Consider the following 13,235-nt stretch of genomic DNA (forward strand, 5'->3'; position numbering starts at 1 on the left):
CGCTTCCACATGGCAGCCGGGCGCGCCGCGCCCCTGGCCCCATACCTCGCGGAGAGGTGGCTGAGTGGTTGAAAGCACCGCACTCGAAATGCGGCATGGGGGCAACTCCATCGGGGGTTCGAATCCCTCCCTCTCCGCCACCGCACTTCAAGCGAAGAGGCACGGCTGAAGCTGTCGGATCACGCGGCGGTTCCGAGCGGGGTTGCCCGTTCGATCCGCTCACGCTCGCGGGGACTGTTCATCGCCTCCCATAGATCGCTGCGGCGCTGGACGTTGAGCCAGAAGTCGGGGCTATTGCCGAACACACGCGCGAGGATCAGCGCGGTCGCCGCCGTCACGTTTCTGCGGTTGTTGCACAGTTCGTTGACGTGTTTGCGCTGGACGCCCATCGCCTCCGCCAACGCGGCCTGGGTCAACCCCATCGGCTGCATGAACTCCTCAACCAGGATTTCGCCGACCGTGGCCGGCTTGCGCTTCGTCGTCAGCATGGTTCGCCTCATCTGTAGCTGTGATCGTCGAGATAGACGCCTTCCGCCTCGCCGCGGCCGCCGTCCCACCGGAAGATCAGTCGCCACTGACTGTTGACGCGGATTGAGTGGAGCCCCGCCAGAGTGCCACGCAGCTTCTCGAAGTGATTGCTGGGTGGCACCCGCAGGTCCTGATCGGTCGTCGCGTCGTCGATCATCTGGAGCTTGCGAAAGAGCCGGCTTTCGAGGTCGGACGGGATGTGCCGCGACCGCTCGTCCTCGATAAAGAACGCGCGCAGCCACTCGTCCCGAAAGCTCACGATCATCCGGCGGCTCCGTCTTTGTGTCTATGTACCACTCATAGGCACAAAATGCAATGCCGAAGCCTGCGTCAAGACGGATGGCGGTCGGCGGGTTGATATGATTGAGATTTCGACTGGAAGCGCCAGCAGAGGGTGTCCGGCGGGAGTGTAAAAACCTCAATTTCCTCAGAGTCATCCGACCAACAGCCATCCAGCCTTTTACCTTGCCGTCCTCCGTCGCGGCCATCTAAGCGGCTCCACAGACTATTGACATTAGCCCGTTTAGTAATTAGCACTAAAATACAATTCATAGTTCAGCATCAGCGCGGCGACGGCGGAGGTCAGGATGCAGCATCGGCAGATCGAGATCGACGTGGAGGTCAACCGTTGGATCGAGAGCAAGCGGGCTTCCTTCAATCAAACCCACAATGACATCCTGAGAGCCGAAGCGGGTTTGCCGCCGCAGTCGGCGCGATCGGCGGCAACAATCGGCATGCAATCGAACGACGAAGCGGTCGGCGCTTGGTCCGCAAAGGGAGCGACATTGCCGGCGGGAACGCGGCTGCGGATGTCGTACAACGGCAAGACCTTCAGCGGCGTGATCGAGAGCGGAACCTGGGTCGTAAACGGGGCGCGATACGTCAGCCCATCTGCAGCGGCAAGCGCGCTCGCCGGGGTGTCGCTTAACGGATGGATTTATTGGGAAGCGCAGCTACCTGCCACGGGTAGGTGGCAGCCAATTTCGAAGTTTCGGACGGAGATTGCTCGGCGGCGAGCGCGCAAATGAACGACGTTAAGTTCAAGCTTGAACGCGTCCAGGGTGCGCCTGTCGCAGATCAAGAGCTACTGGTCGACATGCGACGCGCGGCAGAGTTGGCAGGCACCGGCGTCCTCTCTCAACGGCTATATTCAGAATTCGGCCGCTACGATCCGACGACAGCATCAAGACGTTTTGGATCATGGAATAAGGCAGTAGAGGCTGCCGGCTTACAGATCGCAAATGAGATCAATATCTCAGATGAGCGGCTGTTCGAGAATCTCATGCTTCTTTGGGAGCACTACGGCCGCCAACCGCGGCGCGCAGAGCTTGCGTACTCTCCGTCCAAGATTTCTCAAGGAGCGTACAGACGAAGGTTCCGTACTTGGATGGATGCACTCACGCAGTTCGTTGTTTACGCGAACGCTCAAGATGCCCGACCTCCCAATCCGGCCAAGGCAGCCAGCGGCCACAGGACGAGTCGGGACCCTTCGCTGAGGATGCGGTTCCGGGTACTGAAGCGCGACAATTTCTCCTGTCGTGCTTGCGGGATGAGTCCTGCTCTTAGGCCGGGCCTCTCTCTGCACGTCGATCATATCAAGGCTTGGAGCCTCGGCGGGGAAACGGTCGATGAAAACCTTCAGACTCTGTGCGAGCCGTGTAATCTGGGTAAGAGCAACGCCTTATAGCGCTATAGCTTAGACATAGTGCTCATCATCGTCGGTCGTGGCCCGCCACGAAGCCGCCGATTGGATTGCGCAAGCATGGCGAGTGCTTCGGTGATCAGCCGACTGATCGCGGGAATATCGCCGGCAGTTTCGTTGCGGATCAGCATGTCAGGCTCCCTGATTGTCGAGTTGCGCGCGAACGGAGATACGGCCGCGTTTCGAGATCCGATACGGGCTGCCTGACCGGGATTCGATCAGTCGTTTCCGACGCAATCGGTTGAAGACAGCCAGGTCGCAGTCGGCAAGGATCATCCCGTCGCGCGTGACGCATGTCACCGACGTGATTTTAGGGCCGTCACTGCGCTCGTGCAGAATGCAGCCGCCAAGGGCCAGAACGTGCAGCGCACGTTGTTCATTTCGTGAGATGTTCATGGATGTCTCGTATGACAGACGTGAAAAAACACCCCGAGCGCGCATGCGCCCGGCGGTTTTGAATTCACGAGGCTCTCTGAGATTCAGAGAGCCTTGTCACACAAGCTCTAACATCCAGTCTCCATTGACCGCGCAACGAGCATTGTCGCCGCGCACCTTCCAATATAGGGAGGCGCGCGCCCCTGACAATGCCCATCACTAAGCGTTTCGGAATCGTCGGTTGTCTGCGTCCGACGCTTTTTGACACGTTTTGACGCAAGGTCGCTGTGGCTTTGCGTGGCTCCGCCTGAAACCATTTCGGTCCACGACGCGGAATGCGCTAGGCTCCCGCGCAAAGAAAATGATCTTGCGGAGGAGCGGCGACATGAGCGAGCGGATTTCATTGACGATCGAAGGCGGCGTGGCGGATGTGCGGTTGACGCGCGCCGACAAGATGAACGCGCTCGACGACGCGATGTTCGAGGCGCTGATCGAAACCGGAGAACGGCTGTCGAAGGACAAATCCGTGCGCGCCGTCGTCATTTCGGGCGAGGGCCGCGCCTTCTGCGCCGGCCTCGACATGGGCAATTTCGGCAAGATGGCGGCGCCGAAATCGGACGATAAAAAAGACGAAAGCATTATTGGTCGCCTCGAAAAGCGCACGCACGGCATCGCCAACCGGCCGCAACATGCCGTCTGGGTCTGGCGTGAGCTGCCGATACCGGTGATCGCGGCCGTCCACGGCGTCGCCTATGGCGGCGGCTTCCAGCTGATGCTCGGCGCCGACATGCGCTATGTCGCGCCGGACACGAAGCTCTCGATCATGGAAATCAAATGGGGTCTCGTGCCCGACATGGCCGGCACGCAGATCATGCGGCATCTCGTGCGCGAGGACATCGTCCGTGAGCTGACCTATACCGGCCGTATCTTCACCGGCGAGGAGGCCGGGCGCTATGGCTTTGCGACGCGCGTGACGGCCAATCCGCTCGAAGAAGCGCTGGCGACGGCGCGCGAAATCGCCGGCAAGAGCCCGAGCGCGATCCGGGCGTCGAAGCGCCTTCTCAACGCCGCCGTGGTGGTCGAGCCGGTCGAGGGGCTCATCATGGAGTCGGTCGAACAGGACAAGCTCATCGGCAGTCCGAACCAGATCGAGGCGGTGATGTCGAACCTCGAAAAGCGCGCGGCGAACTACGCCGATTGACGGGCTTTCCGCCGGCTGGAAGCGAGCCGGCGGCATTGGACGCAGCGTATTCCTGCCCTCCCGTGGAGGCGATGGAAAAGGCCGTGCCGATTGGACTAGGATTTCGGAAATCGCCCAACAAGGGCGAGCCGACATATCGGATATCTCTCGGGAGGAGATCATGAGCAGCAAACCGTCCGTGGCGGTCATCGGAGCAGGTCTGGGCGGATTGTGCGCCGCGATCAAGCTCAAGGAAGCCGGCTTCGATAGGGTCACGATCCTGGAGAAGGCGGAGAAGGTCGGCGGAACCTGGCGCGACAATTCCTATCCGGGCTGCGCCTGTGACACGCCGGTCGCACTCTACCAGTTCTCCTTCGCGCCGAGCCTCGGCTGGAGCCATCTTTTTCCGCGCGCACCGGAGGTGCAGGCCTATACGGAATACATGGCCGACAGTTTCGGCCTGCGGCCGCATCTGAAGCTCGGCACGGAAACGACATCCGCTGTCTGGGACGAGACGAAATCCGTCTGGCGTCTCACCACCAAAACCGGCGAGACGATCGAGGCCGATGCAATCGTGCCGGCGCTCGGCCAGCTCAACCGGCCGATGATTCCGGAGATCAAGGGGCGCGACAGTTTCAAGGGGCCGGCTTTCCATTCGGCGCGGTGGGATCACAAGGTCGACCTCAAGGGTAAGCGCGTCGGCGTCATCGGTTCGGCGGCAAGCGCGGTGCAGCTCATACCCGAAGTCGCGAAGGAGGCGGGGCATCTCACCGTCTTCCAGCGCACGCCGAACTGGGTCATCCCGCGTCTCGACCGGGCGATCACCGAGGAAGAGAAGGCGCTGGCGATGACGGCGCTCGAAATCGCCCATCTCGGTCGCGAGCAAATCTACGCCAATGCCGACCATCTCTTCTGGCAGGTTTTCGCCTGGACCAAGGAGGGCCGCGCCGCCTACACGCGCGTGGCACTCAATCACCTCGAAGAGCAGGTGCCGGATGCCGAACTCCGCAAGAAGCTCACGCCCGATTACCCGATCGGCTGCAAGCGCATTCTCATCACCGACGATTTCTATCCGGCGCTGATGAGGCCCAATGTCTCGCTCGTCACCGAGCATATCGACGGCATCACGCCTTCCGGCGTGAAGACCGCCGACGGCGCGATGCACGATCTCGACGTCATCATCTATGCGACGGGTTTCGAGACGACCGGCTGGCACTGGTCGATGGATGTGATCGGCCGCGGCGGCAAACGTCTCGACGATGTCTGGCATGAGGCGCCGGAGGCCTATCTCGGCATCACGACCTCGGGCTTCCCGAACATGTTCATGCTCTACGGTCCCAACACCAATCTCGGCCACAACACGATCACCTTCATGATCGAGCGTCAGGTCGAATATGCGGTCAAGGCGCTTCAGGAGATGGAAGCGCGCGGCGCCGCTTCGATGGAGGTGACAAAGGCCGCGCAGGACCGCTTCAACCGGGAGCTTCAAGCCTCGCTCGCGAAAACCACCTGGGCCGATCCGGGCTGCAACTCCTGGTACAAGACCGCCGACGGCCGCATCACCCAGAACTGGGGCTCGCATACGCGCGACTACGCCAAGGCGACGGCAGCCGTGGCGCTCGACGACTACACGCTCGGCGCAAGGCAGGCTGTGCCGGCTGAATAAGCGAAAAGCGAGGCGAGTGCTTTCAGGCGCTCGCCTCACCGCACCGGCGGGACGCCCTTGGTCGTGAATTTCTGGATCTTGTGCTTCTTGCCGAGGCGCTTGCCTTCGCCGCCACTGAGGCCGGTGCCGGCGGGTTGCCAGGCGGGGATCAGCTGGTGCTTGCCGGGGCCGATGAGGTCGGCGCGGCCCATGCGCTTCAGCGCATCGCGCAGGAGCGGCCAGTTTTCGGCGTCGTGATAGCGCAGGAAAGCCTTGTGCAGCCGGCGCTGCTTCAGCCCCTTGATCGTGTCGACTTCCTCCGATGCGCCGCGGCGGACCGCCTTCAACGGGTTCTTGCCCGAATGATACATCGCGGTCGCCAGCGCCATCGGCGAGGGCAGGAACGTCTGCACCTGATCGGCGCGGTATTTGTTGCGCTTCAGCCAGAGGGCGAGGTTCATCATGTCCTCGTCCGTCGTGCCCGGATGCGCAGCGATGAAATAGGGGATCAGGAAATATTCCTTGCCCGCCTTCTTCGCCGCCTCATCGAACATCTTCTTGAAACGGTCGTAGGTGCCGATGCCCGGCTTCATCATCTTCGAAAGCGGGCCTTCCTCGGTATGCTCCGGCGCGATCTTGAGGTAGCCGCCAACGTGATGCGTCACCAGTTCCTTGACATAGGTCGGGCTCTCGACCGCGAGGTCGTAGCGCACGCCTGACGCCACCATGATCTTCTTGATGCCTGGCAGTTCGCGCGCCTTGCGATAAAGGCCGATCAGCGACTCATGGCTCGTGTTGAGGTTCGGGCAGATGCCGGGATAGACGCAGGAAGGCTTGCGGCACAGGGATTCCGTGCGCTTGTCCTTGCAGGCCATGCGGTACATGTTCGCCGTCGGCCCGCCGATATCCGAAATGACGCCGGTGAAGCCTTCCACCTTGTCGCGGACCGTCTCGATCTCCTTGATGATCGAGGCTTCCGAGCGGCTCTGAATGATACGGCCTTCATGCTCGGTGATTGAGCAGAAGGAGCAACCGCCGAAGCAGCCGCGCATGATGGTCACCGAAAAGCGGATCATCTCCCAGGCGGGAATCTTCTTCCCTTCATATGCGGGATGCGGCGCGCGCGCATAGGGCAGGTCGTAGACCGCGTCCATCTCGGCCGTTTCGAGCGGAATGGGCGGCGGCGTCAGCCAGACTTCCTGATTGCCGTGGCGCTGGACCAGCGCGCGGGCATTGCCAGGATTGCTCTCGCGGTGAAGCACGCGCGAGGCGCGCGCATAGGTTTCCGGATCGGTCGAGACCTGCTCGTAGGAGGGAAGGCGCACGACGGTGCGCTCGTTGCGGATGCGCCCGCCTTCGTCGCCTTCCTCGATGTCGTCGGCATGAGCCTCGAACCAGCCCTCGGGCACGGCAGGCTTCGTCACCGCGACGCCGCGCACGTCGTCGAGTTCCGCAGGCTTCGCGCCTTTCGCGATCCGGTGCGTCACTTCGACGACCGCCCGCTCGGCATTGCCGTAAAGAAGAATGTCGGCCTTGGCGTCGATCAGGATCGAACGGCGCACCTTGTCCGACCAGTAATCGTAATGCGCGATACGGCGCAGCGAGCTCTCGATACCGCCGAGTACGATCGGCACGTCCTTGTAGGCTTCGCGGCAGCGCTGCGCATAGACGATGGTCGAGCGGTCTGGCCGCGCGCCGCCTTCGCCGCCCGGCGTATAGCTGTCGTTATGTCTGAGGCGGCGGTCCGAGGTGTAGCGGTTCACCATCGAATCCATGTTGCCGCCGGTCACGCCGAAATAAAGCGCGGGCTTGCCCAGCACCTTGAAGGGTTCGGCGCTCTGCCAGTCCGGCTGGGCGATGATGCCGACGCGGAAGCCCTGCGCTTCCAGCAGACGGCCGATAATAGCCATACCGAAGCTGGGGTGATCGACATAGGCATCGCCGGTGACGAGGATCACGTCGCATTGATCCCAGCCCAGTTCGTCCATTTCCGCGCGCGACATGGGGAGATATGGCGCCACGCCGAAGCGGTGGGCCCAGTGCTTGCGGTAGGAAAAGAGGTTTTTGGCGGCGTCCATGCGGCGGAAGATGAGGTCGAATGCCGCAGCGGTCAATGGCTGGATTGAGCGCCGCGCCAATGGCGGATTTCAGCCGTTTGGCTCGGCCTCTTTACTCTTGATGTCGATCAATGCCGCTGCGCTGCCCGGCTGCAAGGATGAAATCCTCATTCCTCAGCCGCAGGGCAGACGATGTCGCGCCGCGCCGACCATGCCAGAGAGACGCACAACACCCGGCCTCGCCCGCGGGGGCGGTCAGTTATGCGCGGCGTGTTTCAATTGGCCGTCCAGCGTAAGAAGCTCGCCATAGATATCGACGCGGCGGTCGCGGAAGACGCCCCATTCGAGGCGGGCGCGGCGGTTGGCCTCGATATCGAAACTCGCCGTCAACACGGCTTCCTCCGTTTCGCCCGCTTCGGCGACCTTCTTGCCGGTGTTGTCGGCGATGAAGGACGAGCCGTAGAAGGTGATGTCGCAGGTGCGGCCCGCTTCATGGCCGATCCGGTTCGACGCGACGACCGGCACCATGTTCGCGGCTGCATGGCCCTGCATGGTGCGCTGCCAATGGTCGCGCGAATGGATCGTCGCGTCGTGTGGCTCGGAGCCGATCGCGGTCGGGTAGCAGATCACGTCGGCGCCCTTCAGCGCGAGGATGCGCGCGGTCTCCGGAAACCACTGGTCCCAGCAAACGGCGGCGCCGACGCGGCCGACATGCGTCTGCCAGACATGGAAGCCGGTGTCGCCGGGCGAGAAATAGTATTTCTCCTTGTAGCCGGGCCCATCGGGAATATGCGACTTGCGGTAGATGCCGAGGATCTCGCCGTCGGCGTCGATCATCACGAGGGTGTTGTAAAGCGCGTTGTTGGCCCGCTCGTAGATCGAAACCGGCAGAACCGCGCCAAAACGGTGCGCCAGCGCGCGCATGTGATTGACCGCGGGATTTTCGTTCACGGGCAGCGCCAGATGCAGCAGATCGGGATGCGTGTCCTTGCAGAAATAGGGCGTCTCGAAAAGCTCCTGCAGCAGGATCAGACGCGCGCCTTTCTCGGCCGCCTCCGTCACCAGGCGTTCCGCCTTCGCGATGTTCTCGTCGCGGTCTCCTCCGCATGCCATCTGCGTGGCGGCGACGGTCAAGCTTGTCATCTCAAGGCCCACTGGAAAAACGTTCTGCGCGCTTCGCTCGAAGCGGTGTGGGGCGACTCTAGATCGTGGTCGCCCCTCTTCGCAACCGGATCGCACATCGTCGTTTTGTAACAGGATTTCAAGATGCGCCACTTCATCGATACGCAGGACTTCACCAGGGCGGAACTGCTCGATCTGATCGAGCTCACCCGCATCACCAAGGCCGCCGACAAGCAGGGCGCTCTGCCGCGCCTTCTCGAAGGCGCCTCGCTCGGCATGATCTTCGAGGAGCCATCGACGCGCACGCGCATCTCCTTCGAGGTGGCGATGACGCGGCTCGGCGGCCATGCGCTTTATCTTCGTCCCGGCGAAATCCATCTCGGCGCGCGCGAATCGACCAAGGACACGTCCAGGGTCATCAGCCGCATGGTCAATGCGATCGAGGCGCGGGCGCTGAAGCACTCGACGGTTCTCGAACTGGCGAAATACGCCACCGTGCCGGTCATCAACGGCCTCACCGATTACAACCACCCGACGCAGGTCGTCTGCGACGTCTTCACGATGCTGGAGCACAAGCTTCCGGAAAAGAAGCTCGAAGACCTCAAGGTCGTTTTCGTCGGCGACACCACCAACGTCTGTTCCTCGTTGATGCTCATCTGCACACAACTCGGCATGCATTTCACGCAAGCCTCGCCGAAGCAGTATCAGGCCTCCGCCGAGCTGCAGGCGCTGGCGCGCAAGAATTGCGCGGCCTCCGGCGGCACGCTCACCATCACCGACGATCCGGTCGCCGCCGTCAAGGATGCCGATTTCATCTATACCGATCTCTGGTGGTGGGTCGGCCAGGAGGCCGAAATCCCGGATCGCAAGGCGGCCTTCATGCCGAAGTTCCAGGTCAATCTCGATCTGTTCAACAAGGCGCCCGCCCACGCGAAGATGATGCATTGTCTGCCCGCGAGCCGCGGCGTCGAGGCGACCGACGAGGTGCTCGATCATCCGCGCTCGATCATTTACGACCAGTCGGAAAACCGCCTTCACACCGAAAAGGCGATCCTGATCGAATTCGTCTATCCGCATATCCGCAGGCCGCAACAGGCGCTCTGCGATTTCCACGCCGGCCGCATCCAGGCCTTCCTCGGCGCGAAGCTGCTACCTCCCTACGACGCCAACTGAACCCCGCATCTCGCAAGGAGATATTCTCATGACTGTCATCAATTCTCCCGTGACGCAGGGCGGCGGCTTCAAGCGCGTCCTCAATTCGCTCGACATGACGCTCTTCACCGTCTGCGCGATCCTCGTCATCGATACGCTGGCGGCGTCCGCCAAGGTCGGCGTCTCGTCGCTTTCCTGGTGGGTCATCACCTTCGTCTTCTTTTTCGTGCCTTATGGCCTCATCGTCGCCGAGCTCGGCGCCGCCTATCCGGGCGAAGGCGGCATCCAGAAGTGGATCCGTCGCGCCTATGGCGACAAATGGGCGGGCCGCACGGTCTGGTATTACTGGGTCAACGTCGCGCTCTGGATGCCGTCCGTCTACATCCTTTTTGCCGGCATGTTCGCGCAGCTCTTCGCGCCCGAGATGAGCCTCTGGGCCAAGATCGCCATCGGCGTCGTCATGACATGGATCACGGTCGGCGTCGGCATCGCGAGCCTCGCCACCTCGAAATGGGTGCCGAATGTCGGCGCGGTGGTCAAGGCCGGCATCATGCTGCTGATGGGTGTCGCCGGCATCTGGGCCGCCTTCACGCATGGCGTCGCCAACGAAATCAATCTCTCGACCATCCTGCCGAGCTGGGATGTCGGTTTGGCCTTCCTTCCGGTCGTCGTCTACAACTTCCTCGGCTTCGAGCTGATGTCCGGCGCGGGCGAGGAAATGGAAAATCCGGCGCGCGACGTGCCCGTCGCCATCGTCACGGCGGGCGCCGCCATCGTCGTCTTCTACCTGCTCGCCACCTTCGGCATTCTGGCGGCGCTTCCCGTCTCGGAGATCGGGCTCATCGAGGGCGTTCTCGACACGGTCGGCAAACTCCTCGGTGACTCCGAACTCGCAAAGACCGTGACGATGATCGTCGGCCTCGGCGCGCTCTACACCTTCTTCGCGAACATGGTCACCTGGACGCTCGGCGCGAACCGCACGGCGCAGGCCGCCGCCGTCGACGGCGAACTTCCCGCCGTCTTCGGGACACTGCACAAGACCTACAAGACGCCCGTCGGCGCTTTCCTCTGGACGGGTGTCGTCTCGACGGTGGTCATCGTGCTCTATGGTCTCATGGCGGGCACGGCGGAGGATCTCTTCTGGTCGCTCTTTGCCTTCAGCTCCATCGTCTTCCTGCTGCCCTATCTGCTCGTCTTCCCGGCTTTCCTCAAGCTGCGCCGGACCGACGCCGCCACGCCGCGCCCCTATCGCGTACCGGGCAATCGTCTCGCAATCGTCGCGATGGCCTCGATCTGCTTCCTGTTCGCATTCCAGGCCATTATCTTCTTCGTCTGGGTGCCGGGCGAACCGATCGATTGGGCGACGGCGGGGCCGATCGTCGGCGGTGTCGTGCTCACCATCGTTCTCGGCGAGGTGATCCTTCTCCTTCAGGGCCAGCACAAGAAGGCGTGAAACGCGAAGGGCGTGAAAAATGAGTAAGCTTCTGACCTCGACGCCGGCGGCGGACGGTTTTGCGATGCCCGCCGAATGGGCCCCTCATACGGGCACATGGATGATCTGGCCCGAGCGCCCGGACAACTGGCGGCTCGGCGGAAAGCCCGCGCAGGCGGCTTACGCCGCCGTCGCCACGGCCATCGCCGAGACCGAGCCGCTCACCATGGGCGTCTCGCCCGCGCAATATCAGAATGCGCGCCGCGTGCTGCCGCCGCATATCCGCGTGGTCGAAATTGCCAACAACGACTCGTGGATTCGCGACAGCGGCCCTACCTTCGTCCTCGACGGCAAGGGCGGCGTGCGTGGCGTCGACTGGATCTTCAACGCCTGGGGCGGGCTCGAGGGCGGGCTCTACTTCCCATGGGATCAGGACGACCTCGTCGCGCAGAAGGTGCTCGAGATCGAGGGCGTCGATCGCTACAAGGCGCCGCTCGTTCTCGAGGGCGGCTCGATCCATGTCGATGGCGAAGGCACGTTGCTGACGACGGAAGAATGCCTGCTCAATCCCAACCGCAATCCGTCGCTCGAAAAGGACGAGATCGAGGCGCTGCTCAAATCCTATCTCGGCATCCGCCACACGATCTGGCTCGAGCGCGGCGTCTATAATGACGAGACGTCGGGGCATGTCGACAACATCGCCTGCTTCGCCAGGCCCGGCCTCGTGCTGCTGAGCTGGACCGACGACACCTCTGATCCGCAATATGAGCGCAGCAAGGATTGCTTCGACCGCCTCTCGAAAGCGAAGGATGCGAAGGGCCGCTCGCTCGAAGTCGTGAAGTTGCATCAGCCCGGTCCGCTTTTCGAAACGGCGGAGGAAGCGGCCGGCGTCGATCACGTCGAAGGCTCGCAGCCGCGCGAACCGGGGCTGCGTCTCGCCGCCTCCTATGTGAACTTCTATATCGCCAATGGTGCCATCATCATGCCGCTGCTCGATCCGAAGCGCGACGGCGCGGCGGCGGAAATACTGGCGAAGGCCTTCCCGGACCGGAAAGTGAAGGGGGTCGATGCGCGTGAAATCCTGCTCGGCGGCGGCAATATCCATTGCATCACGCAGCAGCAGCCGGCGGGGCGCTGATCCATGCGCATCGTGGTGGCGATCGGCGGCAACGCGCTTCTGAAGCGCGGAGAGACGCTGAGCTGGGAAAACCAGCGCATCAATATGCGCGAGGCGGCGGCGGCGCTCGCCGAAGTCGCCGCATCGAACACGCTGGTGCTCGTACATGGCAACGGGCCGCAGGTCGGGCTTCTCGCGCTCGAAGCCGATGCCTACAAGGCCGTGCCGCCCTATCCGCTCGATGCGCTGGGCGCGGAATCGCAGGGTATGATCGGCTATCTGATTGCTCAGGAAATGCGCCGCGCGCTTCCCGCCCGCAGCATCGCCGCCTTGATGACGCAGACCGTGGTTGATGCGAAAGACGCCGCCTTCGCGCGTCCCTCTAAGCCCATCGGGCCCGTCTATGCCGAGGAAACGGCGGGCGGTCTCGCGGGCCCACGCGGCTGGACGATGGCGAAGGACGGCGCCGCCTGGCGTCGCGTCGTGGCTTCGCCCGCGCCGCAGCGCATCGTCGAGGCGGACGCGATCCGCGTTCTGGTCGAGGCGGGCACGCTCGTCGTCTGTACTGGGGGTGGCGGCATTCCCGTTGTCGAGAAGGACGACAAGACCCTCGACGGCGTCGAAGCGGTGATCGACAAGGATCTGGGCGCGGCGCTTCTCGCGCATGATCTCGATGCCGGCCGCCTCGTCATCCTCACCGATGTCGACGGCGTCTATGAGAATTGGGGAAAGCCCGAGCAACGTCTTCTTCGCGAAGTCTCCGCCGGCGCGATCGATGCGGGTACTTTCGCCAAGGGGTCCATGGGGCCGAAGATCGAGGCCGCATGTCGCTTTGCAAAGGCGACCGGACGTCCCGCCTTTATTGGCAGCCTCGCTGAGGCGCGCGCCGTCATCGAAGGCAAGGCCGGCACGCGGATAGATCCGT

The 13,235-nt window shown here is 62.8% G+C and carries 14 protein-coding genes and 1 tRNA gene; 9 read left to right on the plus strand and 6 right to left on the minus strand.

The window, feature by feature from the left end; all coding sequences use genetic code 11:
- Nucleotides 1–50: 50 nt before the first annotated feature.
- Nucleotides 51–140, plus strand: a tRNA-Ser gene (locus tag VMR03_RS02585).
- Nucleotides 141–179: 39 nt separating this feature from the next.
- Here VMR03_RS02585 and VMR03_RS02590 read toward each other — a convergent pair.
- A complete protein-coding gene (locus VMR03_RS02590) occupies nt 180–488 on the minus strand; it encodes a HigA family addiction module antitoxin (RefSeq protein ID WP_325401987.1) in 309 nt (102 codons plus the stop codon).
- An 8-nt stretch (nt 489–496) separates the two neighbouring features.
- Nucleotides 497–793 (minus strand): type II toxin-antitoxin system RelE/ParE family toxin, encoded by a 297-nt coding sequence (locus VMR03_RS02595; protein WP_325401989.1) that lies wholly within the window; start codon nt 791–793, stop codon nt 497–499.
- Between the two features lie 322 nt (nt 794–1,115).
- Between VMR03_RS02595 and VMR03_RS02600 the strand changes: the two genes are divergently transcribed.
- Together VMR03_RS02600 and VMR03_RS02605 are read left to right on the plus strand one after the other, a co-directional pair.
- Complete coding sequence (locus VMR03_RS02600) at nt 1,116–1,556, plus strand: hypothetical protein (RefSeq protein ID WP_325401991.1); 441 nt, start codon at nt 1,116–1,118, stop codon at nt 1,554–1,556.
- Complete coding sequence (locus VMR03_RS02605) at nt 1,553–2,215, plus strand: homing endonuclease associated repeat-containing protein (protein WP_325401993.1); 663 nt, start codon at nt 1,553–1,555, stop codon at nt 2,213–2,215. The genes VMR03_RS02600 and VMR03_RS02605 overlap by 4 nt, the downstream gene beginning before the upstream one ends.
- 2 nt (nt 2,216–2,217) lie before the next feature.
- On the opposite strand, the gene VMR03_RS02610 is transcribed toward VMR03_RS02605, so the two are convergent.
- Nucleotides 2,218–2,361, minus strand: coding sequence for a hypothetical protein (locus VMR03_RS02610; RefSeq protein WP_325401995.1), 144 nt, complete (start codon nt 2,359–2,361; stop codon nt 2,218–2,220).
- Between the two features lies 1 nt (nt 2,362).
- The gene (locus tag VMR03_RS02615; protein ID WP_325401997.1) at nt 2,363–2,626 is read right to left on the minus strand and encodes a YjhX family toxin; all 264 of its coding nucleotides are present in this window, start codon (nt 2,624–2,626) and stop codon (nt 2,363–2,365) included.
- A gap of 364 nt (nt 2,627–2,990) precedes the next feature.
- Between VMR03_RS02615 and VMR03_RS02620 the strand changes: the two genes are divergently transcribed.
- Both VMR03_RS02620 and VMR03_RS02625 read left to right on the plus strand, forming a co-directional pair.
- Nucleotides 2,991–3,806, plus strand: coding sequence for a crotonase/enoyl-CoA hydratase family protein (locus VMR03_RS02620; protein ID WP_325401999.1), 816 nt, complete (start codon nt 2,991–2,993; stop codon nt 3,804–3,806).
- A gap of 160 nt (nt 3,807–3,966) precedes the next feature.
- Nucleotides 3,967–5,451 (plus strand): NAD(P)/FAD-dependent oxidoreductase, encoded by a 1,485-nt coding sequence (locus VMR03_RS02625; protein WP_325402001.1) that lies wholly within the window; start codon nt 3,967–3,969, stop codon nt 5,449–5,451.
- 35 nt (nt 5,452–5,486) lie between these two features.
- Here VMR03_RS02625 and VMR03_RS02630 read toward each other — a convergent pair whose 3' ends face one another.
- Complete coding sequence (locus tag VMR03_RS02630) at nt 5,487–7,508, minus strand: YgiQ family radical SAM protein (protein ID WP_325402012.1); 2,022 nt, start codon at nt 7,506–7,508, stop codon at nt 5,487–5,489.
- Between the two features lie 234 nt (nt 7,509–7,742).
- A complete protein-coding gene (gene aguB, locus VMR03_RS02635; RefSeq protein WP_325402003.1) occupies nt 7,743–8,630 on the minus strand; it encodes an N-carbamoylputrescine amidase in 888 nt (295 codons plus the stop codon).
- Between the two features lie 123 nt (nt 8,631–8,753).
- On the opposite strand from aguB, the gene ptcA reads away from it, so the two are divergent.
- From ptcA to arcC, 4 genes are all read left to right on the plus strand, one after another.
- A complete protein-coding gene (gene ptcA / locus VMR03_RS02640; RefSeq protein WP_325402005.1) occupies nt 8,754–9,782 on the plus strand; it encodes a putrescine carbamoyltransferase in 1,029 nt (342 codons plus the stop codon).
- A 28-nt stretch (nt 9,783–9,810) separates the two neighbouring features.
- Nucleotides 9,811–11,214, plus strand: coding sequence for an APC family permease (locus tag VMR03_RS02645; protein WP_325402007.1), 1,404 nt, complete (start codon nt 9,811–9,813; stop codon nt 11,212–11,214).
- Nucleotides 11,215–11,233: 19 nt separating this feature from the next.
- A complete protein-coding gene (gene aguA / locus VMR03_RS02650) occupies nt 11,234–12,331 on the plus strand; it encodes an agmatine deiminase (protein WP_325402009.1) in 1,098 nt (365 codons plus the stop codon).
- A gap of 3 nt (nt 12,332–12,334) precedes the next feature.
- On the plus strand, nt 12,335–13,235 hold a 901-nt coding region (arcC, locus tag VMR03_RS02655), incomplete at its 3' end, for a carbamate kinase (RefSeq protein WP_325402010.1).

Source organism: Parvibaculum sp. (assembly GCF_035511255.1).
Lineage (GTDB): Bacteria > Pseudomonadota > Alphaproteobacteria > Parvibaculales > Parvibaculaceae > Parvibaculum.

Bases quoted from the DNA above. Each gene is read 5' to 3' on its own strand.
- VMR03_RS02605 (WP_325401993.1), top strand. From the start codon at position 1,553: ATGAACGACGTTAAGTTCAAGCTTGAACGCGTCCAGGGTGCGCCTGTC.
- VMR03_RS02595 (WP_325401989.1), bottom strand. From the start codon at position 793: ATGATCGTGAGCTTTCGGGACGAGTGGCTGCGCGCGTTCTTTATCGAG.
- VMR03_RS02600 (WP_325401991.1), top strand. From the start codon at position 1,116: ATGCAGCATCGGCAGATCGAGATCGACGTGGAGGTCAACCGTTGGATC.
- VMR03_RS02615 (WP_325401997.1), bottom strand. From the start codon at position 2,626: ATGAACATCTCACGAAATGAACAACGTGCGCTGCACGTTCTGGCCCTT.
- VMR03_RS02625 (WP_325402001.1), top strand. From the start codon at position 3,967: ATGAGCAGCAAACCGTCCGTGGCGGTCATCGGAGCAGGTCTGGGCGGA.
- VMR03_RS02620 (WP_325401999.1), top strand. From the start codon at position 2,991: ATGAGCGAGCGGATTTCATTGACGATCGAAGGCGGCGTGGCGGATGTG.
- aguB (WP_325402003.1), bottom strand. From the start codon at position 8,630: ATGACAAGCTTGACCGTCGCCGCCACGCAGATGGCATGCGGAGGAGAC.
- VMR03_RS02590 (WP_325401987.1), bottom strand. From the start codon at position 488: ATGCTGACGACGAAGCGCAAGCCGGCCACGGTCGGCGAAATCCTGGTT.
- aguA (WP_325402009.1), top strand. From the start codon at position 11,234: ATGAGTAAGCTTCTGACCTCGACGCCGGCGGCGGACGGTTTTGCGATG.
- VMR03_RS02630 (WP_325402012.1), bottom strand. From the start codon at position 7,508: ATGGACGCCGCCAAAAACCTCTTTTCCTACCGCAAGCACTGGGCCCAC.
- VMR03_RS02610 (WP_325401995.1), bottom strand. From the start codon at position 2,361: ATGCTGATCCGCAACGAAACTGCCGGCGATATTCCCGCGATCAGTCGG.
- ptcA (WP_325402005.1), top strand. From the start codon at position 8,754: ATGCGCCACTTCATCGATACGCAGGACTTCACCAGGGCGGAACTGCTC.
- VMR03_RS02645 (WP_325402007.1), top strand. From the start codon at position 9,811: ATGACTGTCATCAATTCTCCCGTGACGCAGGGCGGCGGCTTCAAGCGC.